This window comes from Salegentibacter sp. UBA1130 (genome assembly GCF_002311535.1).
GTDB classification, from domain to species: Bacteria; Bacteroidota; Bacteroidia; order Flavobacteriales; family Flavobacteriaceae; genus Salegentibacter; species Salegentibacter agarivorans.
In genome coordinates this window covers 156,716-178,581 of record NZ_DCAP01000007.1, presented here as the reverse complement: position 1 = coordinate 178,581, position 21,866 = coordinate 156,716, and the positions used below count along the sequence as shown (strand labels likewise).

Genomic DNA, 21,866 nt, shown 5'->3' with positions numbered 1-21,866 from the left:
ATACTTTTTAGACGGCCTCTTTTGTTTATGATTAAATATCAGGGGATTCCCGTCTTCACGGAAATAGATTTACTTCCCTTCCATTTTATCTTTTAAAGCCTGAAGATCGGCATTAACATCACCAATAGTGGTTTTGTCATTGCTTTGCGAAGCTGCTTTTTTAGCGGCTTGCTTAACGATTTGCTGCTCTTCTTCTTTGTGAATAGCCATATGTGAAGCTACCACTCTTTTGAATTCTTTATTGAATTCAATGATCTGGAACTCTGCAGATTCACCTTTAGTTAATTTGTTACCGTCTTCTTTTTCAAGATGTCTGGTAGGAACAAATGCAGTGATATCTTCGTTAAAGTCTATAGTAGCACCTTTATCTACGATCTCTGCAATCTCTGCGGTGTGTTTAGTACCAACAGCGAACTCAGTTTCGTATTTATCCCAAGGGTTGTCTTCAACCTGCTTGTGACCAAGGCTTAACTTACGACCATCAACATCTAATTCTAGAACTACAACCTCAAGCTCATCACCTACGTTAGTAAATTCTGATGGGTGCTTGATTTTCTTAGTCCAGGATAGATCAGAGATATAAATAAGTCCGTCAATTCCTTCTTCTAATTCTACGAATACACCAAAGTTGGTGAAGTTACGTACAATTCCTTTGTGTTTAGAACCAACAGGATATTTAGTAGTAATATCTGTCCATGGGTCTGGAGTTAATTGCTTAATTCCAAGAGACATTTTACGGTCTTCACGATCTAAAGTTAAGATTTGAGCTTCAACTTCATCTCCAACATTTACGAAATCCTGAGCTGAACGCAAGTGCGTACTCCATGACATTTCAGAAACGTGGATAAGACCTTCAACACCATCGGCAACTTCAATAAATGCACCGTAATCTGCGATTACAACTACTTTACCTTTTACCTTGTCTCCAACCTTAAGGTTTTCGTCAAGAGCTTCCCATGGGTGTTTGCTTAATTGCTTAAGACCAAGTTGGATTCTTGTTTTAGCTTCATCAAAGTCTAGAATTACCACGTTTAGTTTTTGATCAAGTTCAACGATCTCATTTGGATGGTTGATACGAGACCAGCTAAGGTCGGTAATGTGAACAAGTCCGTCAACTCCTCCAAGATCAACAAATACTCCGTAAGAAGTGATGTTTTTAACAGTACCTTCAAGTACCTGACCTTTTTCAAGCTGACCGATAATTTCTTTCTTCTGTTCTTCGATATCGGCTTCAATAAGCGCTTTGTGAGAAACCACCACGTTTTTGAATTCGTGGTTGATTTTCACAACTTTGAATTCCATTGTTTTTCCAACATAAGCATCGTAATCACGGATAGGCTTCACGTCTATTTGAGATCCTGGCAAGAATGCTTCAATTCCAAATACATCTACGATCATACCACCTTTAGTTCTGCATTTCACAAAACCATTTACGATAAGACTTTCGTCGTGAGCTTTGTTCACACGATCCCAGGCCTGAATTACACGAGCTTTACGGTGAGAAAGGATTAATTGTCCTGTTGAATCTTCACGAACATCAATTAAAACCTCAACGTCGTCTCCAACTTTAAGATCTGGATTGTAACGAAATTCGTTAAGGGAAATAACGCCTTCACTTTTTGCGTTAATGTCTATAATTGCATCACGATCTGTAATATTAATTACTTTTCCTGTTACAACTTCGTCATTTAAAGTGTCTACGAAATTTTCTGCAACTAATTTCTCAAATTCTTCTAACTTCTCATCATCAATAGGGTCAATTCCCTCTTCATAATTGTGCCAGTTAAATTCTTCAAGAAATTTCTCAGGGTTTTCCTGCTGCTCGGTAGGAGCGGGTTGCGATGAAGTAGCCATTCCAGCTACCGGTTGAACTTCAAGATTTTCGTCCTGAACGTCCTGGTTTTTTTTGTCTTCAGCCATTGCTGATAAAAAATTTGTATCCTGTATTCTTCGGAAAAATTAAGCAAATAAAACACAGAAGTAGTTATGGTTTTGATTTCCAATCCCTTTTGATTTTCCGATTCTTCGCCAAAAAGGGCTGCAAAAATACAACTTATTTTTCTTTTCTCAAACCCTAATTAGTTTAAAAACAGAATGCTTATTCTTCAATTTTATCTTTGGCCAGTTTTAATACTTTTTCAAACTGTTCCTCCAAATTCATATCTGAATTATCGATTTCTATAGCATCTTCAGCTTTTACTAAAGGAGAGTCTTCGCGGGTGGTATCCAGGTAATCCCTTTCTTTAACATTAGCCAGTACATCTTCGTATTTAACCTCATCGCCACGGCCCTTTAATTCGTCATATCTGCGCTCCGCTCTTTTTTCGGTTGAAGCGGTCATAAATAATTTCAAATCGGCGTCAGGAAAAACCACGGTTCCAATATCACGGCCATCCATAACTACTGCTTTATTTTTGCCAATTTCCTGCTGGATTTTAACCAACATCTTTCTAACATCTGGCACAGCTGCCACTTTACTCACCTGCTGGGAAACTTCCATCAACCTGATTTCCTTTTCAACATTCTCATTATTTAAATGAACTTCCCCATAACCCAACTCTTTATTAAAAACAAAGCTGATATTAATAAAAGGTAATTGCCTTAAAATGGCTTCTTCTTCAAAATTGGTATCGGTGACTATCATTTTGCGCATTAAATATAAAGTCACGGCGCGGTACATCGCACCGGTATCAACATAGACATAGCCAAGTTCTGCCGCAAGCTGTTTAGCAACGGTACTTTTCCCGGTGGAGGAATAACCATCTATGGCAATCGTTATTTTTTTACTCATAATTTAATTTAAAAGTGGAAAGCAAAATTAAACAAAGCGATAGTTTTCTGAAACTTTAAGTATTAGAATTAAAAAAGCTGTCTGGAAAATCCCTGAGAACGTCATTCTGTCCCGAAGCTTCGGGATCAGAATCTAAGAAAATGAGAATTAATCTCATGTTAGAACCTGAAACCAGTTCAGGTTGACGAAACCGGATGTCCCAAACAGCTTTTAAAATTAAAGCGTTTTAGCGTTTTTTACTTTTTCATCTGTAATGGCGAGATTTATAACTTCGCTCATTTCATTTACATAATGAAAAGTAAGTCCTTTTAGATAATCTGCTTTTATCTCTTTTATATCACGTTCATTCTCTTTACAAAGAATAATCTCTTTGATACGGGCACGTTTGGCAGCAAGGATTTTTTCCTTAATCCCTCCAACCGGAAGTACTTTCCCTCTTAGGGTAATTTCTCCAGTCATCGCAATACTTTTCTTCACTTTTCGCTGAGTAAACAGGGAAACCAAAGAAGTAAGCATCGTTATCCCTGCACTCGGCCCATCTTTTGGCGTAGCACCTTCAGGTACGTGAATATGTACATTGTACTTTTCAAATATAGTAGGATCTAAACCAAGTTCTTCGGCATTAGATTTCATATACTCCATCGCAATGGTAGCCGATTCTTTCATCACTTTTCCAAGGTTTCCGGTAATATTTAGATTACCTTTTCCTTTAGAAAGAATAGATTCAATAAATAAGATATCGCCACCAACTTGCGTCCAGGCCAATCCTGTTACAACACCGGCAACTTCATTATTTTCATATTTATCACGCTCCAATCTTGGACTACCTAGAACTTCTATAACATCTTCGTTGGTAACTTTCACATTGTACTCCTCCTCCATCGCAATATTCTTGGCTGCGTGACGAACCATTTTAGCAATTTGTTTTTCCAATCCACGAACTCCGGATTCTCTTGTATAACCTTCCACAATTTTTTCTAATTGCGGTTTAGCAATTTTTATATGCTCTTTGGTTAATCCGTGTTCTTTTAATTGCTTCGGAAGCAAATGTTGCTTGGCGATTTCTACCTTTTCCTCAATGGTATAACCGGTAACATTTATGATTTCCATACGGTCTCTAAGTGCCGGTTGAATGGTACTTAAAGTATTTGCGGTGGCCACAAACATTACTTTAGAAAGGTCAAAGCCCATTTCCAGGAAGTTATCGTGGAACTCGCTATTTTGTTCGGGATCCAAAACTTCCAATAATGCTGAAGATGGGTCACCGGCGTGTCCCATACTCAATTTGTCAATTTCATCTAAAACAAAAACAGGGTTACTTGTACCCGCTTTTTTTAGCGACTGGATTATTCTACCAGGCATAGCCCCGATATAAGTTTTTCTGTGCCCGCGTATTTCTGCTTCATCACGTAATCCACCAAGAGAAACTCTCACGTATTCTCTACCCAATGCCTCGGCCATAGATTTACCCAGCGAAGTCTTACCAACTCCGGGAGGTCCGTAAAGACAAAGGATGGGCGACTTCATATCGTTACGAAGTTTCAATACCGCCAGATATTCTATAATTCGGCGTTTTACATCGTCTAGACCATAGTGGTCACGATCTAAAATTTTCTTCGCTCTTTTTAAATCGAATTTATCCTTACTAAATTCATTCCACGGGAGATCAAGAAATAAATCCAGGTAATTTCGTTGAATGGAATATTCTGCAACCTGCGGATTCATCCGCTGCATTTTAGAAATTTCCTTATCAAAATGTTTTTGAACCTTTTCGCCCCACTTTTTCTTTTTGGCGCGGAGTTTCATTTCTTCAATTTCATCTTCATGGGAAACGCCTCCCAATTCTTCCTGGATGGTTTTCATTTGCTGATGAAGAAAATATTCACGCTGCTGCTGGCTCATATCACTCTGCACCTTGCTCTGAATATCATTTTTAAGTTCCAATTTCTGAAACTCCATATTCATATGGCGCAAAGTAGCCAGGGCACGATCTTTAAGATCGTTTGTTTCCAGTAATTTTTGCTTGTCTTCTACCGCAAGGTTCATATTGGAAGAAACAAAATTGATTAAGAATGAAGAGCTTTCTATATTCTTAATAGCAAAAGAAGCTTCACTTGGAATATTTGGACTTCCTTTTATAATTTGAAGTGCCAATTCTTTAATAGAATCTATAATTGCGGGAAATTCTTTGTTATCCAATTCTGGTCTTGCTTCAGGAACTTCCTTGATTTTTGCAGATAGGTAAGGTTCCTCCTTTACAATTTCATCAATTTCAAAACGCTTTTTACCCTGGATAATTACCGTAGTATTTCCATCGGGCATTTTTAAAACCCGCAGAATACGTGCAACAACACCGGTATTGTAAATATCCTTAGCAGAAGGATTTTCAACTTCTTCATCTTTTTGAGCAACAACCCCAATAATTTTAGAATCGTTATTTGCTTCATTAATCAATTTAATAGAAGTATCCCTTCCGGCAGTAATTGGAATTACTACCCCAGGAAACAACACTGTATTTCTTAACGGTAGTATTGGTAAAGTATCGGGCAATTCTTCCCTGTTTATTTCTTCCTCATCCTCTGGCGTCATTAAGGGAATTAAATCTGCATCCTGATCTATATCTTGCAATGACAAACTGTCAAAACTCGTCAATTTCGTTTTAGCCATAATTTATTTTAAGTCAAACTGTCACTAACAGCTTGTGGTTCTTAATCTTTTCTTTTTCTGCAAAGCCTTATGCTCAGTAAACTAAGCGACTTTTCGTGCAATTTCTACTAGAAGTAGTCAATTCCTGTGCCACCATCTTTTCCAGATTTTTTTTCTGAAAAGTGTAACAAATCAAATTCAAAGCTATCTTTAGTACAGAAACAAGATAGTTTTAATTGACACCAACCATCACACATATCAATGATCTTGTTGCGCGTTGCCGGAAAAATGACCAGCGGGCACAAATGGAAGTTTACGAGCGCTATTATAAGGCCTTGTATAATACTTCCCTGCGTATTGTAAACGATACAGCTGAGGCTGAAGACATTATGCAGGAAGCATTTTTAAAAGCTTTTTCTAAAATAGATAGCTTCCAGGGGACTTCAACTTTTGGCGCCTGGTTAAAAAGAATCGTGGTAAACCTAAGTATTAATGCTTTCAATAAAAAGGTGAAATTAAACGAAGTAGCCTATAATGATGAGCTCAAGAACGAAATGGATGAAGGTGAAGGAATTATCCTGGAAGAAGATTCAAAAAACCAAAAAGTAAATAAGGTTTTAAAAACACTTAATTCACTTAAAGAAAATTACCGCGTTGCTTTAACGCTGCACTTAATAGAAGGTTACGATTACGAAGAGATTGGTGAAATACTAAATTTAAGTTATGCCAATTCCCGAACAACAATCTCAAGAGCTAAAGAAAGCCTAAGAAAAAAATTGCTAAAAGATGAAACCGGCCTGATGCCGGACACATAAGCTGGAAAAAAACCAGGTGAAAATAATTAGTCTGCGAGAAACTTACTGGATTATTTCAATTTATAAAATTATGAAAAAGGATAATATAAACGAGCTTTTTAAAGAGCTGGATTTTGATAATAAAGAGCCTGCTTCGGGACATAAAGCAAGGTTTTTGAGAAAACTGGAAGAACAGAATGGTAAAACCAACACTTCTGGCAGCAGTCCTCATAAAAGAAGTATATGGGCGCCAATGCTTTCGGTAGCTGCAATACTTGCGATAGCTTTTATGGTTTTTGCCGGTTTTTTTAATGAAAACGCCAGCAGAAATTCAGGAGAATTGGCAAGTGTTTCTCCAGAAATGAAAGAAACCCAGCAATTTTATACCCAGCTTATAAAAACAGAACTGGCAACACTGGAAGCTGAAAATACCCCGGAAACCGAAGCTATTGTAAATGATGCGCTAACACAACTTGAAAAACTGGAAACCGAGTACGAAAAACTGAAAAAAGACTTGCAAAACAGTGGGAAAGACAAACGGGTTATCTATGCGATGATCTCCAATTTTCAGCAAAGAATAAATCTATTAAATGAAGTACTTGAGCAAATAGAAAATATTAAAACCCTAAAAAACCAAAGCGATGAAAACTATATTTAAAATATTAATGGTAACGATGCTGGCCCCGGCTTTAAGCTACTGCCACGGCGATCTCAACGGGAGACATACCAAAGAGAAAAAAGTTACAAAAACTTATAATGTGAGTGCTACTGATTTGCTCACTATAGACAACAGCTACGGGAATGTAGATATCTCTACCTGGAATCAGAACAAAGTGGTGATAGAAGTGAATATAAAAACCAATGGCGACGATGAGGAAAAAGTACAAAAGAAACTGGACGAGATCAATATAGAATTTAATCAATCTTCATCTGGAGTGAGTGCAAAAACCCATTTTACGAGAGAAGACAGATCCTGGTGGAGTTCACTTTTTAATAATTCTGGCAGTGTAAATATGGAAATTAATTATACCATTAAAGCGCCTGAAAGACACAGCGTAGATATAGAAAATGATTACGGCGGAATTTACATAGATCGTCTCTTAGGTAATGCAAAAATAAGCTGCGATTATGGAAAAATTGATATTGGCGAATTACGTGGAAATTCTACCCAGCTTAATTTTGATTACACCCGAAACAGCCACATAGGTTATGTAAAAAATGCGGAGATAAAAGCCGATTATAGCGGGTATGAAATTGAAGAAGCCGAAATACTAAATATTAGTGCCGATTATACTGATTCCAGGATTAAAAAAGTAGCCCAGCTCGATTTTAATTGTGATTATGGAAGTATAAATATTGAAAAAGCAAAAAGGATCGTTGGTAATGGAGACTATTTAAGTACTAAAATTGGTCGTGTTTTTGAATCTTTAGACCTTAATCTCGATTATGGTTCTGCAACTATAGAAAAGATCTTAAAAGGAGTTTCTAAAGTAGAAATAAACACCGATTATGCCGGTATAAAACTGGGTTACGATAGAGAACATCCCTTTAATTTTACGGTAAAATCATCTTATGGAAGTGCAAAAGGGCTTGAGGAGATGCAAATTAGAAAACGCCACGATGAGAATACCAGCAAGCTTTTTGAAGGATATCACCTTGAAGAAAATTCAGGTAACAGTATTTTTATAAACACTAGTTATGGAAATGTAACTTTCAGTAAACAATAGACAAACTAAAAATAATTCATCAATCATTAAACTTAAATCATGAAAAAACTAATCTTAATTTTATCAGTATTATTTACCGTATCATCTCCAGTACAGGCGCAATGGTGGGGTAGCAACGAAACCATAAAAGGAAACGGCCAAATGACTTCAGAAAAAAGAAGTATCGGTGATTATGACGAAATTTCCCTGGTAGGCTCTATGGATGTGGAACTGGTTTCTGGCAGTGAAGGCAATTTAACCGTAGAGGCCGAAAGCAACCTGCAGGAATATATCACTACCGAAGTGAATGGCGGTACTTTGAAAATTTCAGTAGAAAAAGGTTATAATTTGAAACCTTCCAGAAGTAATGGTATTAAAGTTACTGTTCCTTTTAAAGACTTAGCTGCAGTTGAAGTAACCGGATCTGGAGATCTTTGGAATTCTTCAACAATTACAGCCAGAAACTTTAGCACCAAACTTACCGGTTCTGGCGATATAAAATTAGATCTGACGGTTGAAAACCTGGAAGGTGCGGTAACCGGATCTGGGGATATACTTTTATCTGGAAAAGCCAGGGACTTTAATTGTAAAGTTACCGGATCTGGAGATTTTAAAGCCTATGATCTTAAAGCTGAAAATGTAGAAGCAACCCTAATGGGTTCGGGAGACATTCAAATTTCCGCCAGTAAAAAGTTGAAAGCTAAAGTAATGGGCTCGGGAGATATTAAATACAAAGGAAACCCTAAAAACCAGGATTTCAAAACTTCAGGTTCGGGTTCAATTTCTTCCAATTAATATTCAGAAGAAATAAAATTGAAAAAGAAAAATTATTAAATCCTGTCTTTCGAGACGGGATTTTTTATGGGTACCCGTAGCAATAAAATTACTCCTCCAATAAAAAATATCACTAGAAATAAGATTGAATTTCTGACACTCCCGGTGATTTGAGCTACAATTCCGTACAGAAACATTCCTATTACAATCCCTATCTTTTCGGAAACATCATAAAAGCTGAAATAACTAGCGGTATCTATAGCATTTTCTGGAAGCATCTTAGAATAAGTAGACCTGGATAAAGACTGAATTCCTCCCATAACCAACCCTACCGAAGCAGCCGCCACATAAAATTGCTGCGGACTCACTATAAAAAAAGCATAACCGCAGATAGCGATCCAGATTAAATTTATAAAAATGAGGATTTTAATATTTCCATATTTTATAGCTAGTCTTGAAGTTAAGGTTGCGCCTATTACAGCCACCAGTTGAATTAATAAGATACTAATAATTAAGCCGGTTGTGGCATCTTGCTCCCCCCACTCCAATTCTTCTATCCCAAAATAAGTTGCTACTAGCATTATAGTTTGTACAGCCATACTGTAAACAAAGAATGCGGCTAAATATCGCTTTAGTTGAGTATTATGTTTTAGAGTGAGCCATATTCCGCGAAGTTCTCTAAATCCATTGAAAAGCACATTTTTAGTAAATGCAGCTTTTTTATTTCCTTTTGGTAAATAGGCATAAGTGTATTGGCTAAAACCAATCCACCATACTCCGGTTAATACAAAAGACAAACGTGTAGGTAGAGCTTCACTTTCAAAACCAAAAGTTTCATAATTAAGAATCATTAATAAGCAGACTACCAATAAAATCACACTACCAATATAACCCAAAGAAAATCCTTTCGCGCTAACTTTATCCTGCTGATTTGGAAAAGCAATATCTGGTAAATAGGAATTATAAAAAACCAAACTAGCCCAAAAACCAATAAGCGCAAGAAAATAACACAATAAGCCAAACCAGAGAAATTCCAGACTAAACCAAAAAAGACCAATGCAGCTAAATGCTCCCAAATAGCAGAAAAACTTTAAGAAATTCTTCTTACTACCCACATAATCGGCAATTCCAGATAAAAACGGACTTAAAATAGAAACCACCAGAAACGCAGCTGCGGTAACGTAACTTATTAAAGAATCGTTGTTAAAACTTATTCCGAAGAAATCTACAGTATCGTCCAGGATACTACCATCTTCATCTTTTACAATGGTTAGTGCTCCATAAAAAATAGGAAAAATCGCTGAAGAAATTACAAGACTATAAACGGAGTTCGCCCAGTCATAAAAAGCCCAGGCATGTAGTAATTTTTTATGCCCTTTGGGGAGTGTATTCATTTATTCAGAATCTTTAAGGAGCCCTAAAATAGAAAAAGCTGCCTTAAAAGACAGCTTTTTCAGATAATTTATACATTATGTTTTATTGGAAACTTGTAACACCGTATTTTTTAGCTTCGGCTTCAGCTTCAGGTGCCCATTTTTGCAGGTTGTTTATCCTGGTTTCATTAGCAGGGTGAGTACTTAAAAACTCTGGTGGAGCCTGTCCATCACTTTGCGCAGCCATCCTTCTCCACAAATCGGCAGCCTCGTAAGGATCATATCCAGCTATTGCCATTAAAGTTAAACCAATTCTATCGGCTTCGGTCTCGTGGCTACGGCTAAAAGGTAACATTACTCCTAACTGTGTTCCCAAACCGTAAGCCTGTGCAAAAATTTGCTGAGTTTCCTGGCTTCTACCGCTAACAGCAACTGAGCCTGCAACTGCTCCTAATTGTTGCAATTGTGCTGCACTCATTCTTTGGGCTCCATGATCGGCAAGGGCGTGGGCAATCTCGTGAGCCATAACAACGGCTATGCCGGTTTCGGTTTCAGCTACCGGTAAAATTCCGGTAAAGAAAACTATTTTTCCACCAGGCATTGCAAACGCATTTACTGCATCATCTTTTACAAGATTATATTCCCATTTAAAATCTTCTAAAAATCCCTGGTACCCATTTGCATTTAGGTACCGCTCAGCGGCAGTTTCAATTTTATTACCTGTTCGCTTAATCATTTGTGACTCGGCAGTGCCAGTTATAACTTCATTTTCAGACAAGAATTGATCGTATTGCTGAAAAGAAGCAGGAAATAACTGATCGTTAGAGACAAAATTTAAATTCTTTTCTCCGGTAAATGGATTGGTTTTACATGCTACCACGAGCAGTAAAACAGCAATCACACTAATTGTCTTTTTAAGTTTCATATGTTTTGGTTTAGTTTTGTTAAAATTACAAAAGCCTTGAATGCTTATTAATCGCTTTAAGCATCATTTAACAGTTTTCAAAAATGATACCATAATGAGAATAATCCTGGAGATAGCCGTTTCTTCCGGGATAGGGCATTTAAGAAATATGTAAATTGCGACTTAATTACCTAAAATTAAAAATGAACAAACAGCAAAAAGACCAAATCCCGGTACAAAGATTACTTGTACCTAATTATATTAGATATACCGGCAACGTACTCTCTAAGCTATCACCCTTTGTAGCCAGCAGGTTTGCTGGGCAACTTTTTTTAACTCCGTTTAAATATAAGCTGCCAGAGCGTGAAAAAAACATGGATGAACTTTCTAAACAATACCGGACAGAAATTCCAAAAACCGGGCGTGAAATTGTGGTATATGAATTTGGGGAAAGCAAAAAGAAAATTTTATTGGTGCACGGCTGGAGTGGCCGTGGAACCCAATTAGCCAAAATAGCTGAAACCTTAAAAGCTGAAGGCTTTAGTACCATTAGCTTTGATGCTCCCGCCCACGGTAAAGCTCCTGGCAGGAAAAGTATGATGCTGGATTTTATAGATTCCATTCAGTTTTTAAATGAAAAACATGGCCCATTTGAAGCTGTGATTGGCCATTCGCTTGGGGGTATGGCTACGCTTAGAGCTGTAAAAGATGGATTGAACACAAAAAAACTGGTAATAATAGGCACAGCCAATAGTATTACCCACATAACCCGTGAATTTGCGCGAAACCTTAAGATGAACCGTAAGGTTGCCGATAAAATGAAAGCTCATTTCGATAAAAAATTCGATATTGATATGGACAGCTATTCAGGAGCAATCTCGGCTAAAGAGGTAAATATACCTACTCTTGTTGTTCACGATGAGGATGATGTAGATGTAGAAATATCTTCAGCTTACGATATTCACAAGGCTTTAGAAAACAGCGAACTCTTTATAACAAACGGCTTAGGACACAGACGTATATTGGGCGACTCTAAAGTAATTAACAAAATCACAACGTTCATCGCGGTATAATCTTTGTACTTTTAAAGGAAAAAACCCATCTAGGGTTTTTAGAAATGGCTATTTCCTTATAAAATATGTAGCTATTTAAATTAAAAAGCAATGAAAAAGATAATACCAATTTTACTCGCCGTCTTTGTGATGAGCTGCCAGGGCAATGCCCAAAAAGAACAGGAGAAAAATCAAAAAGCACAGGAAGAGTTTGAAGTTTCCAAAACTGATAAAGAATGGAAAGCAGAACTAACCGATGCAGAATATAAGGTTTTACGAAAAGCGGCTACAGAGCCAGCATTCTCCAGTCCTTTAAATGATATAAAAGAAGCCGGGACTTTTGTTTGCGCTGCCTGCGGAAACGAACTTTACAAAACCGAACATAAATTTATGAGCGGTACGGGCTGGCCAAGTTTTGATCGCCCCATTGAAGGCGGAGTTGCTTATGGAACCGATTCTAAATTAGGCTACCAAAGAAACGAAGTACACTGCGCCCGTTGTGGTGGGCATTTAGGCCATGTTTTTGAGGATGGACCAAAAGAAACCACTGGTAAAAGACATTGCATAAACGGGATTGCGATGGATTTTGAACCAAAAGAAAAATAAGATTTATTATGAAAAAGTACAGTATAGAAAAACCCGAAACCGAATGGAAAGAACAACTCTCTGAAGAGCAATTTCGGGTATTGAGAAAAAAAGGAACAGAAGCACCACACACCGGCAAATACAATATGCATTTTGAAGATGGTGAGTATTTTTGCGCCGGTTGTGGCGAAAAACTTTTTGACAGTGAAGCCAAGTTTGAGAGCGGCTGCGGTTGGCCCAGTTTTGATAAAGCTATAGAAGGAAAAGTAGAATACGTACAGGATAAAACCTTTGGTATGATTAGAACAGAAATTCTATGTGCTAACTGCGGCGGGCATCTTGGCCACGTCTTTGATGATGGACCTACTGAAACCGGACAACGATATTGCGTAAATTCGGCCAGTATAAATTTTAATAAATAACAACCTAACACCTATTATTATGAAAAAATTATTTTCTATTTTATTTATGACCACATTTTTATTCTCCGCCTGTGAAGGAGATCAGGGCCCGCAGGGACCTCCAGGACCTCCCGGTGAAGATGGATTTGGTGGCGCATCTGCAACGATATTCGAAATAAATTCTAACTTTTTTTATGACGAGGGAGCTAATTTATGGACTACTGATCTTTTGGCTTTTAGCGACTTCACTGATGTTGAAGTTCTTGAAACAGATGTTGTTTTAATTTATCGCCTGGACGCTATAGGTCAATTAGATGATGGTAGCGATGTAGATGAATGGAGCATGTTACCTCAGAATTTTTTTACCGAAGATGGAACTATACAATATGTTTTTAACCATACTTTTGTAGATACTGAAATTTTTATTGACGGAAATTATGACCTGGCTGCACTAAGTGATGATTTTACTGAAGGTCAGATTTTTAGGATCGCCATTATTCCGGCTAATTTTTATGAAAATGCGAATTTTGACAGTTCAAATATTGATGCCGTTATGAACGCACTTGATTTAAAAGAAAGTGATGTAAAAAAAGTTGAAGCAATTAAATAAGCCTTCATTTATATTAAGTTTTTATTAGACCTCCCAGGTTTCAAAACCTGGGAGGTCTATTTGTATTCATAAAATACAACATAAATAGAATTCAAAATCTTCACCTTTAATATAGCTGGTATACTCCTTACGAAAACTTTTCAGTTTAAGCGATTATTCCTTAAATTCGCAACTTCACTCGCTAAGCGAGATTTGATTTATTAAGCCTAATAAAAAATTCCGAATATGAGTAAATACGATATCATTGTTTTAGGTAGTGGCCCGGGAGGTTATGTAACCGCCATTAGAGCTTCACAACTAGGTTTTAAAACCGCAATTGTAGAAAAAGAAAGCCTTGGAGGTGTTTGTTTAAACTGGGGATGTATCCCAACTAAAGCCCTTTTAAAGAGTGCCGAGGTTTTTGATTACCTGAAACACGCCGAAGATTACGGATTAAGCCTTGAAAAAGCCGATAAGGATTTTTCAAAAGTCATTAAACGTAGCCGCGACGTGGCTGCAGGAATGAGCAAAGGAGTTCAGTTCCTAATGAAGAAAAATAAAATTGACGTAATTGAAGGCTTCGGAAAATTAAAATCCGGTAAAAAAGTCGCTGTCACAGATAAAGACGATAAAACCAAAGAATACCAGGCCGATAATATTATTGTAGCTACCGGTGCGCGTTCTCGCGAATTACCAAACCTTAAGCAAGACGGTAAAAAAGTAATTGGTTACCGTGAGGCAATGAGCCTGGAAAAACAACCAAAATCTATGATTGTTGTTGGTTCTGGCGCTATTGGGGTTGAGTTTGCTCATTTCTATAATGCTATGGGAACAGATGTTACAGTGGTAGAATTTTTGCCAAATGTAGTTCCTTTAGAAGACGAAGAAATCTCCAAGCAATTTGAGCGTAGTCTCAAAAAAGCGGGAATTAAGGTAATGACCAATTCTTCAGTAGAAAGTGTAGATACATCTGGCAAAACAGTAAAAGCTAAGGTAAAAACCAAAAAAGGCGAAGAAACACTGGAAGCTGATATCGTACTTTCTGCAGTTGGAATTAAAACCAATATTGAAAACATAGGCCTTGAAGATCTTAAGATCAAGACCGATAAAGATAAAATTGTTGTAGACGATTTTTATAAAACCAATGTAGACGGAATTTATGCCATTGGTGATGTAGTTCACGGGCCAGCCCTTGCTCACGTTGCTTCTGCAGAAGGTATTCTTTGTGTAGAAAAGATAAAAGGAATGGATGTAGAACCATTAGACTACGGAAACATTCCCGGATGTACTTATGCTACGCCAGAAATTGCATCGGTCGGTATGACTGAAAAGCAAGCCAAAGAAGCCGGTTACGAACTTAAAGTAGGTAAATTCCCGTTCTCTGCTTCAGGAAAAGCAAAAGCTGCAGGGAAATCTGAAGGGTTCGTAAAAGTAATTTTTGATGCTAAATACGGTGAATGGTTAGGTTGCCATATGATTGGCGCCGGCGTTACCGATATGATCGCGGAAGCAGTTCTGGGACGTAAACTGGAAACTACAGGCCACGAAGTATTAAAAGCAGTTCACCCTCACCCTACAATGAGTGAAGCGGTGATGGAAGCTGTGGCTGCTGCTTACGATGAAGTAATTCATATTTAAGAAGCATATAATTTTAAAAATTAAAATCCCCGAAGCAATATTGTTTCGGGGATTTTTAGTTTTTAACGTCATCCTGAATTTATTTCAGGATCTAATATGCTTAAATTTAATTATGTTAGAAGCTGAAACAATCCCAAAGTTTCGTGAAGAAGTAAAAATGTTTAGATTTCTATTCCAACAACAAATCACAATACACAAAACTGGTATCCCAGGATTTTTGATCGTTAGAAAAGCAATTATTATCTGATTCTTCAGCAGGTTTATAAGATCTCTCCACCATCTCCCCTTTTTTAAATTTAATTGGTTCGTTAAAGATTGGTCCATCAAAAACAAAAGTGTGAAATTCCCCGTTTTCACCACATGGATCCACGTCTTTTGGTAAATCTTTTAAAAAGCTTTGGTCTAAAATTCTTCCGCAGTAAGATTTGTCGAGTTTATTTGTATTTACGCAAACTACAATAGCTTTAAATCCGGTTGCAATAAATTCTTCTAAAAGCTTTTTTGTATCCTGTTTCCAAAGCGGAAATACTGCCTGCACCCCTATTTCCTCTAATTGATTTTCACGGTAACGCTTCAGGTCTTCGAGAAAAATATCACCAAAGATACTATGGGTAAATCCTTCATCTAAAAGGTTGTTCGTTTCTATTGTCATTATCTCATTATAATTTTCCATAGAAACCTCACCATTCAATTCTATTTGTTGAAGCGGTAAATCTAAACATGCTGTCTGTTTTTGTAGTAATTCGAGTCGTACACCGTGCATAGAAATTCGGTTAAACTCAGTATTTACCGTTGTGACTAATTTTTGCACCGAATATTCGCCATCCTGCTTAACCTTATAAAATGCCAAAGCAGCATCTTTACCACTACTCCAATTTAGATAGGCTTTTTTCATCATATTTCATTTAAAAAACTTTGAATTGCTAAATCATATCCCAAAAGTCCAAACCCAAGGATTACCCCCTTAGCGTTAGGAGCTATATAAGATTTATGCCTGAATTCTTCCCGCGAATGAGTGTTGGAAATATGTACTTCTACAACAGGAGTTTGTATGCCTTTAATTGCATCTCCCAATCCCACCGAAGTATGTGTGTAAGCGGCTGCATTTAAAACAATCCCGTCAAACTCCTTATCGGCTTCATGAAGTTTGTTGATGAGCTCCCCTTCTATATTACTTTGAAAATATGAAAGTTCGGTTTTTTGAAATTTAAACTGAAGTTCAGAAAAGTAGGTTTCAAAACTTTTATTTCCGTAGGTATCAGGCTCACGGGTTCCCAAAAGGTTTAGGTTGGGACCGTTTATAATCATTATTTTCATTTTTTACCGGTTAGCTGGTTATACTCGTAAAGGTAAAAAATAAGATATAGTTGATCTATAAAAAACCCTTCAGAAAAAAAAGAAGATCCTTTTAGGGAAATTCAATTTTTAAGAAGGGTAATTTCTGGTTGGTTACTTACAGTTACAATCCAAATTCAAGTCCCAGGTTTATAGCGCCAAAGCTACCGCCATCTACACTAATTCCGGTATAAGATCCTACCAGACCTATAATTCCAAAATTATAGCCCACTTGCGGCCTATAATAAAAACCACCGTCGTTGCCATCATTTAAACCTACTGCGTAGCCCAAATCGGCTCCAAAAAAGAAACCTCTTGCAAGTGAAATTCTTCCTGATGCTGCAATAGGTAGAAAAGCAGGATCATCTACTTCAAAACCGCCAAAATTATCTTCGTCCATAAAGAATTGAGTATATCCTATTTTAGGACCTAGATATAACATATCAGCGACGTCTAGCATATAAGCTAAATCTACCCCGGCTTGAAAATTACTGACTTCTTCAATATCTCCAACAGGTAAGCCAACATTTCCTCCTATTCTTAATCCGCTTTGTGCCTGCATAGCAGTGGTTCCCAATAAAGCAAAACAAATAATAAGTACCAGACGTTTCATAATTATACATTTTTGGTTACTTACCTAAAGGTATTGTAATTAACAATTATTAGAACCTATAGTAGTGAATTACAGGATTTCAGGTATAAAAAAAAGCGGGAACCATCAAGTTCCCGCTTTCCATTCATAGGTGTTAATATGCTGTATTAAAACATTAGTCCAATACCTGCCTGGATCCCGTTATTTTTAATAGCATCGTCATCCCAGTTGTCGCTATCAAATACATCTGTAAATCCTTGAGTATACCTCGCAGATAAGAAGAACCCGTTGTTGAACTTGTAAGAAGCACCAATAGCACCTCCAAATTCAAAAGTACTTCCGGCTTCAGTATCAAATTCTGCTTCACCAATACTACTTTCAAAATCGTACTCCTCTTCTACTAAAAAGTTAAAAGAAGGTCCTGCTTCAATAGATAAACCATCTATTAGGTAGATCTTAGCTAGAACAGGCACTTGAATATAATCAAGTTGGTATTCTCCATTTACATTCTGCCCGGCGAAATTTCTATTTGCTTCTACTCCCTGGGTTGCATAAAGCACCTCTGGCTGTAAAGAAAAACGTTCGCTTAATGGAATTTCAGAAAGTAAACCTAAGTGAAACCCTGTTCGGCTTTTCTCATCCTCAAATCCGTCTGAAGTCATATTGGTGAAATTAACCCCACCTTTAGCTCCAAAATACACGAATTCCTGTGCGCTAGCCGCGGTACTAAAACCAAATACGGCAATTACTGCAATTAAAATTGACTTTTTCATTACTTTCATTTTTGTTAGTGTTACAAGGGCAAATGTAGGAACAGGCTTCTTAATAAAATGTTATGTAAGCCTAAAGTATTACTAAGATTAAGGCAAATTGTTTATATCTTTAACGTATGAAATGGGCTTCAGCACTACAGGATTATTGCAACTATCTTCGTATAGAACGCGGACTTTCAAACAATTCTATTACTAATTACAGGATGGACGTGGTGAAACTTATCAACTTTTTAAGCGTTAAAAAAATTGAAGTCTCTCCACTTCAAATTTCAAAAGAAATCTTACAACAATTTATTTACGAAATTGCTCGCAATGTTAATGCGCGTTCCCAATCGCGTATAATTTCTGGCTTACGCGGATTTTTTAATTATCTGGTTTTTGAAGATTACCGCAAAGACAATCCTTTAGATCTTATAGAATCGCCCAAAATAGGCCGAAAACTGCCTGATACCATTTCGACTGAAGAAATAGACCTGCTTATCGCAACAATAGATCTAAGCAAAGCTGAAGGCGAACGCAATCGTGCCATCCTGGAAACTTTATATGGTTGTGGTTTACGGGTTAGTGAACTTACCGAGCTAAAAATTTCAGACCTGTTCTTTAAAGAAGGTTTTATTAAAGTAACCGGAAAAGGAAATAAACAACGTTTTGTACCTGTTTCAACTTATACACAGAAGTTTATTAATATTTATAAAGATGAAGTTAGAATTCATCAAAAGATCAACAAAGAATTTTCTGATACTTTATTTCTAAATCGAAGGGGAAACCAGCTCACCCGCGCAATGATCTTCACTATAATTAAACGTTTAGCCGAAAAAGCCGGAATTCAGAAAAAGATAAGTCCGCACACTTTTAGACATTCATTTGCCACCCATTTACTGGAAAACGGTGCCGATTTACGTGCTATTCAACAAATGTTAGGACACGAAAGTATTACCACTACTGAAGTGTATATGCACGTAGACCGCAAACATCTTCGGGAAATTATGGAGCAATATCATCCAAGACGATAACTTATATTAAAGTTCGGTTAAACAGGTTTCAAAACTTCAAAAAGCCTGTATTTATTAGTATTTTAAGGCCAACTGATTTTTAAAAATTGCGAAGAAAAAATTTAAACCAATTCAAAAAATGAAAACATTAAAGTTTAAGAACGGTGATAAGATGCCGGCTATAGGATTAGGCACCTGGAAATCTGGAAAAGATGAAGTAAAAAAAGCGGTGAAAACTGCATTAAATAACGGTTATCGCCATATTGATTGCGCCGCTACTTATAGCAATGAAGACGCGGTTGGTAAAGCTTTCACTGAAGTTTTTTCTGAAGGGAAGATAAAACGCGAAGAAGTATGGATTACTTCAAAACTATGGAATAACGCTCATAAAAAAGAAGATGTGATTCCTGCATTGAAAAAAACGCTGAAAGACCTTCAATTAGATTATTTAGACCTTTATTTAATTCACTGGCCGGTAGCATTCAAACCCGAGGTGGATTTTCCTCAAAATGATGAGGAATATTTATCATTGGCAGAAGTGCCGCTAATAGAAACCTGGAAAATGATGCTTGAAGCCAAAAACCAAGGTTTGGTAAAACACGTGGGTGTTTCTAATTTCAGCACAATGAAACTCGAAGAATTAATGGAAGAAACTTCAGAATATCCAGAAATGAACCAGGTAGAGTTACATCCCTATTTACAGCAAAATGAGTTACTGGAATTTTGCAGTAAGCATAACATTCACGTTACCGCATTTTCCCCTCTTGGCAGTGGCGACCGTCCCGATAGAATGAAAGCCAAAGACGAACCTTCATTATTGGAAAATCCTGTAATTAAGAAAATTGCTAAAAAGCACGGTGCAAGTGCCGGCCAGGTATTGATAAAATGGAATGAAATGCGTGGAACCGCGGTGATTCCAAAGTCTACCAATGAAGAAAGAATTATAGAAAACCTTGCCAGCGCCGGACTTAATCTAAATGAAGAAGATTTAGAAGAAATTGCTGCTTTAGACGAGCATTACCGGTATGTAACCGGCGAGTTTTTTGTCACCAAAGGAAATTCTTACCAGAACATTTATGACGATGACGATTATAAAGCTTAGTTAATTGTAATTAAAAAGGGTGTTTGAAATAGTTACTAAGTCAAACACCCTTCTTTATATGAAGTTTTAAAATATTATCTAACTCTATTTAGCAATATTTACCGCTCTTGTTTCGCGAATTACCGTTACTTTAACCTGTCCTGGATAAGTCATATCAGTCTGGATCTTTTGTGAAATTTCAAAAGAAAGGTTTGAAGCTTTTTCATCGTTCACTTTTTCACTTTCAACAATTACACGTAGTTCACGTCCTGCCTGGATGGCGTAAGCTTTTTTCACTCCTCCAAATCCAAAGGCAATCTCTTCAAGATCCTTTAAACGCTGAATATAAGAATCCAGCACCTGCCTTCTGGCTCCCGGTCTTGCACCGCTAATAGCATCACAAACCTGAACAATAGGAGAAAGTAAAGAATTCATCTCTATCTCGTCGTGGTGAGCACCAATAGCATTACAAACTTCAGGTTTTTCACCGTGTTTCTCTGCCCATTGCATTCCAAGGATGGCGTGAGGCACTTCTGTTTCAGTTTCCGGCACTTTACCAATATCGTGTAATAATCCCGCACGTTTAGCCAGTTTTGGGTTAATACCAAGCTCTGAAGCCATTACGCCACAAAGTTTTGCAACTTCCCTGGAGTGTTGTAATAAGTTTTGGCCGTAAGAGGAACGATATTTCATTCGTCCTACAAGTTTGATCAATTCTGGGTTTAAGCCGTGAATTCCTAAATCAATTACGGTACGTTTACCAATATCAATAATCTCCTCGTCAATTTGCTTACGGGTTTTCTTAACCACTTCTTCAATTCTGGCCGGGTGAATTCTACCATCGGTTACCAATTTATGTAGCGATAAACGGGCAACTTCCCTTCTAACCGAATCAAAACAGGAAAGAATAATAGCTTCAGGAGTATCGTCTACAATAATTTCTACCCCGGTTGCGGCTTCCAATGCCCTAATATTTCTTCCTTCGCGGCCTATAATTCTACCTTTTACATCATCGCTCTCAAGGTTGAAGACCGAAACACAATTCTCAATTGCCTCTTCAGTTCCAATTCGCTGAATGGTGTTTATAATAATTTTCTTGGCTTCTTGCTGTGCGGTTAATTTTGCTTCTTCTATAGTATCCTGGATTAACGCCATAGCATCTGTCCTGGCGCTGTCTTTAAGCGCTTCAGAAAGTTGTGCCTTGGCTTCATCGGCGGAAAGGCCAGAGATCACTTCTAACTGCTGTATCTGGCTGTTGCGAAGTTTATCTATTTCGTCCTGTTTCTTTTCAAGATATTCTACGCGCTGATTATAATCGGTTAACTTTTCTTCAAACTCTTTATTGAGCTTTTTATTCTTAGAAAGTTCTCCTGAAACCTGCGATTCTTTATCCCTAATGCGTTTTTCGGCATCGTTCATCTTCTTATCCCGGTTAAGAATTACCTTCTCGTGCTCCGATTTTAACTCGATGAATTTCTCTTTAGCCTGTAGTATCTTATCTTTTTTGATACTTTCTCCTTCAGATTTTGCCTCCTTAAGAATGTTGGCTGCAGTCTTCTTGGCGTTTTTAATGGTTTGTGAAGCTCTTTTTCGCTCCAACTGTTTTGCAATAGCAAAACCTATCGCTATACCCACAACCCCAATAACTATATTTAGTAATATCTCCATATTTAAAATTTATGTATAAAAAAAGCCTGTATTAGATAGGTTTTTGGATTAAACTCCTTAAAAACAAGTTTAGGGCTAACAAGCTGATCAAGAATCCGCTCTAAGGCGGCGCGCTTTTACAACTTAGACTCACCCTCTTTAAAGAATCTCTGTTGAGTTTATCAAAATATCA

At 37.2% G+C, this 21,866-nt stretch carries 21 protein-coding genes and 1 other RNA gene; 11 read left to right on the top strand and 11 right to left on the bottom strand.

Annotation, left to right across the window (positions count from 1 at the left end; translation table 11 throughout):
* Window positions 1-69: 69 nt before the first annotated feature.
* From rpsA to lon, 3 genes are all read right to left on the bottom strand, one after another.
* Entirely contained in the window at window positions 70-1,920 is a 1,851-nt protein-coding gene (rpsA, locus tag B4F31_RS02820) for a 30S ribosomal protein S1 (RefSeq protein ID WP_093305990.1), read from the bottom strand.
* A 178-nt stretch (window positions 1,921-2,098) separates the two neighbouring features.
* Window positions 2,099-2,791, bottom strand: coding sequence for a (d)CMP kinase (gene cmk, locus B4F31_RS02815; RefSeq protein WP_093305987.1), 693 nt, complete (start codon window positions 2,789-2,791; stop codon window positions 2,099-2,101).
* Between the two features lie 216 nt (window positions 2,792-3,007).
* Window positions 3,008-5,458 (bottom strand): endopeptidase La, encoded by a 2,451-nt coding sequence (gene lon / locus B4F31_RS02810; RefSeq protein ID WP_286760557.1) that lies wholly within the window; start codon window positions 5,456-5,458, stop codon window positions 3,008-3,010.
* Between the two features lie 215 nt (window positions 5,459-5,673).
* On the opposite strand from lon, the gene B4F31_RS02805 reads away from it, so the two are divergent.
* The 4 genes from B4F31_RS02805 to B4F31_RS02790 all read left to right on the top strand — a co-directional run bounded on the left by B4F31_RS02805 (window position 5,674) and on the right by B4F31_RS02790 (window position 8,732).
* The gene (locus B4F31_RS02805; protein WP_245764395.1) at window positions 5,674-6,252 is read left to right on the top strand and encodes an RNA polymerase sigma factor; all 579 of its coding nucleotides are present in this window, start codon (window positions 5,674-5,676) and stop codon (window positions 6,250-6,252) included.
* Between the two features lie 70 nt (window positions 6,253-6,322).
* Window positions 6,323-6,889: a hypothetical protein gene (locus B4F31_RS02800; RefSeq protein ID WP_093305980.1), complete on the top strand. Its 567-nt coding sequence runs from the start codon at window positions 6,323-6,325 to the stop codon at window positions 6,887-6,889.
* Window positions 6,873-7,958, top strand: coding sequence for a hypothetical protein (locus tag B4F31_RS02795; protein ID WP_093305977.1), 1,086 nt, complete (start codon window positions 6,873-6,875; stop codon window positions 7,956-7,958). Before B4F31_RS02800 ends, B4F31_RS02795 begins: the two co-directional genes overlap by 17 nt.
* A 39-nt stretch (window positions 7,959-7,997) precedes the next feature.
* Window positions 7,998-8,732 (top strand): head GIN domain-containing protein, encoded by a 735-nt coding sequence (locus B4F31_RS02790; RefSeq protein ID WP_286760556.1) that lies wholly within the window; start codon window positions 7,998-8,000, stop codon window positions 8,730-8,732.
* A 35-nt stretch (window positions 8,733-8,767) separates the two neighbouring features.
* On the opposite strand, the gene B4F31_RS02785 is transcribed toward B4F31_RS02790, so the two are convergent.
* Window positions 8,768-10,105, bottom strand: coding sequence for an MFS transporter (locus tag B4F31_RS02785; RefSeq protein WP_093305973.1), 1,338 nt, complete (start codon window positions 10,103-10,105; stop codon window positions 8,768-8,770).
* A gap of 82 nt (window positions 10,106-10,187) precedes the next feature.
* Window positions 10,188-11,009 carry a M48 family metallopeptidase gene (locus B4F31_RS02780; protein WP_075327225.1) on the bottom strand — a complete coding sequence of 274 codons (822 nt, stop codon included), beginning with the start codon at window positions 11,007-11,009 and terminating at the stop codon, window positions 10,188-10,190.
* Window positions 11,010-11,191: 182 nt separating this feature from the next.
* On the opposite strand from B4F31_RS02780, the gene B4F31_RS02775 reads away from it, so the two are divergent.
* The 5 genes from B4F31_RS02775 (at window position 11,192) to lpdA (ending at window position 15,253) form a co-directional block, all read left to right on the top strand.
* A complete protein-coding gene (locus B4F31_RS02775; protein ID WP_093305971.1) occupies window positions 11,192-12,061 on the top strand; it encodes an alpha/beta fold hydrolase in 870 nt (289 codons plus the stop codon).
* A gap of 90 nt (window positions 12,062-12,151) precedes the next feature.
* Window positions 12,152-12,646: a peptide-methionine (R)-S-oxide reductase MsrB gene (msrB, locus tag B4F31_RS02770; RefSeq protein ID WP_093305969.1), complete on the top strand. Its 495-nt coding sequence runs from the start codon at window positions 12,152-12,154 to the stop codon at window positions 12,644-12,646.
* An 8-nt stretch (window positions 12,647-12,654) separates the two neighbouring features.
* On the top strand, window positions 12,655-13,047 hold the full coding sequence (msrB, locus tag B4F31_RS02765; RefSeq protein WP_093305967.1) for a peptide-methionine (R)-S-oxide reductase MsrB: 393 nt from the start codon (window positions 12,655-12,657) through the stop codon (window positions 13,045-13,047).
* Window positions 13,048-13,066: 19 nt separating this feature from the next.
* Window positions 13,067-13,636, top strand: coding sequence for a DUF2977 domain-containing protein (locus B4F31_RS02760; RefSeq protein WP_093305965.1), 570 nt, complete (start codon window positions 13,067-13,069; stop codon window positions 13,634-13,636).
* Between the two features lie 225 nt (window positions 13,637-13,861).
* Window positions 13,862-15,253 (top strand): dihydrolipoyl dehydrogenase, encoded by a 1,392-nt coding sequence (gene lpdA / locus B4F31_RS02755; protein WP_093305962.1) that lies wholly within the window; start codon window positions 13,862-13,864, stop codon window positions 15,251-15,253.
* A 169-nt stretch (window positions 15,254-15,422) separates the two neighbouring features.
* Here the strand turns inward: lpdA and B4F31_RS02750 are convergent, their stop codons facing one another.
* The 4 genes from B4F31_RS02750 to B4F31_RS02735 form a co-directional block, all read right to left on the bottom strand.
* A complete protein-coding gene (locus tag B4F31_RS02750; protein ID WP_349675914.1) occupies window positions 15,423-16,151 on the bottom strand; it encodes a diphthine--ammonia ligase in 729 nt (242 codons plus the stop codon).
* Window positions 16,148-16,570: a type II 3-dehydroquinate dehydratase gene (gene aroQ / locus B4F31_RS02745; protein ID WP_093305958.1), complete on the bottom strand. Its 423-nt coding sequence runs from the start codon at window positions 16,568-16,570 to the stop codon at window positions 16,148-16,150. Before aroQ ends, B4F31_RS02750 begins: the two co-directional genes overlap by 4 nt.
* Window positions 16,571-16,712: 142 nt before the next feature.
* Entirely contained in the window at window positions 16,713-17,201 is a 489-nt protein-coding gene (locus B4F31_RS02740; protein ID WP_093305956.1) for a hypothetical protein, read from the bottom strand.
* A 146-nt stretch (window positions 17,202-17,347) separates the two neighbouring features.
* Window positions 17,348-17,953 carry a porin family protein gene (locus tag B4F31_RS02735; RefSeq protein ID WP_093304947.1) on the bottom strand — a complete coding sequence of 202 codons (606 nt, stop codon included), beginning with the start codon at window positions 17,951-17,953 and terminating at the stop codon, window positions 17,348-17,350.
* Window positions 17,954-18,069: 116 nt separating this feature from the next.
* Between B4F31_RS02735 and xerD the strand changes: the two genes are divergently transcribed.
* Window positions 18,070-18,966 carry a site-specific tyrosine recombinase XerD gene (xerD, locus tag B4F31_RS02730; RefSeq protein WP_286760555.1) on the top strand — a complete coding sequence of 299 codons (897 nt, stop codon included), beginning with the start codon at window positions 18,070-18,072 and terminating at the stop codon, window positions 18,964-18,966.
* 118 nt (window positions 18,967-19,084) lie between these two features.
* Window positions 19,085-20,047, top strand: coding sequence for an aldo/keto reductase (locus B4F31_RS02725; protein WP_286760554.1), 963 nt, complete (start codon window positions 19,085-19,087; stop codon window positions 20,045-20,047).
* 84 nt (window positions 20,048-20,131) lie between these two features.
* Here the strand turns inward: B4F31_RS02725 and rny are convergent, their stop codons facing one another.
* Both rny and ssrS read right to left on the bottom strand, forming a co-directional pair.
* On the bottom strand, window positions 20,132-21,694 hold the full coding sequence (gene rny, locus B4F31_RS02720; protein ID WP_093304796.1) for a ribonuclease Y: 1,563 nt from the start codon (window positions 21,692-21,694) through the stop codon (window positions 20,132-20,134).
* A 50-nt stretch (window positions 21,695-21,744) separates the two neighbouring features.
* Window positions 21,745-21,852: non-coding RNA, 6S RNA (ssrS, locus tag B4F31_RS02715), on the bottom strand.
* Window positions 21,853-21,866: the final 14 nt, after the last annotated feature.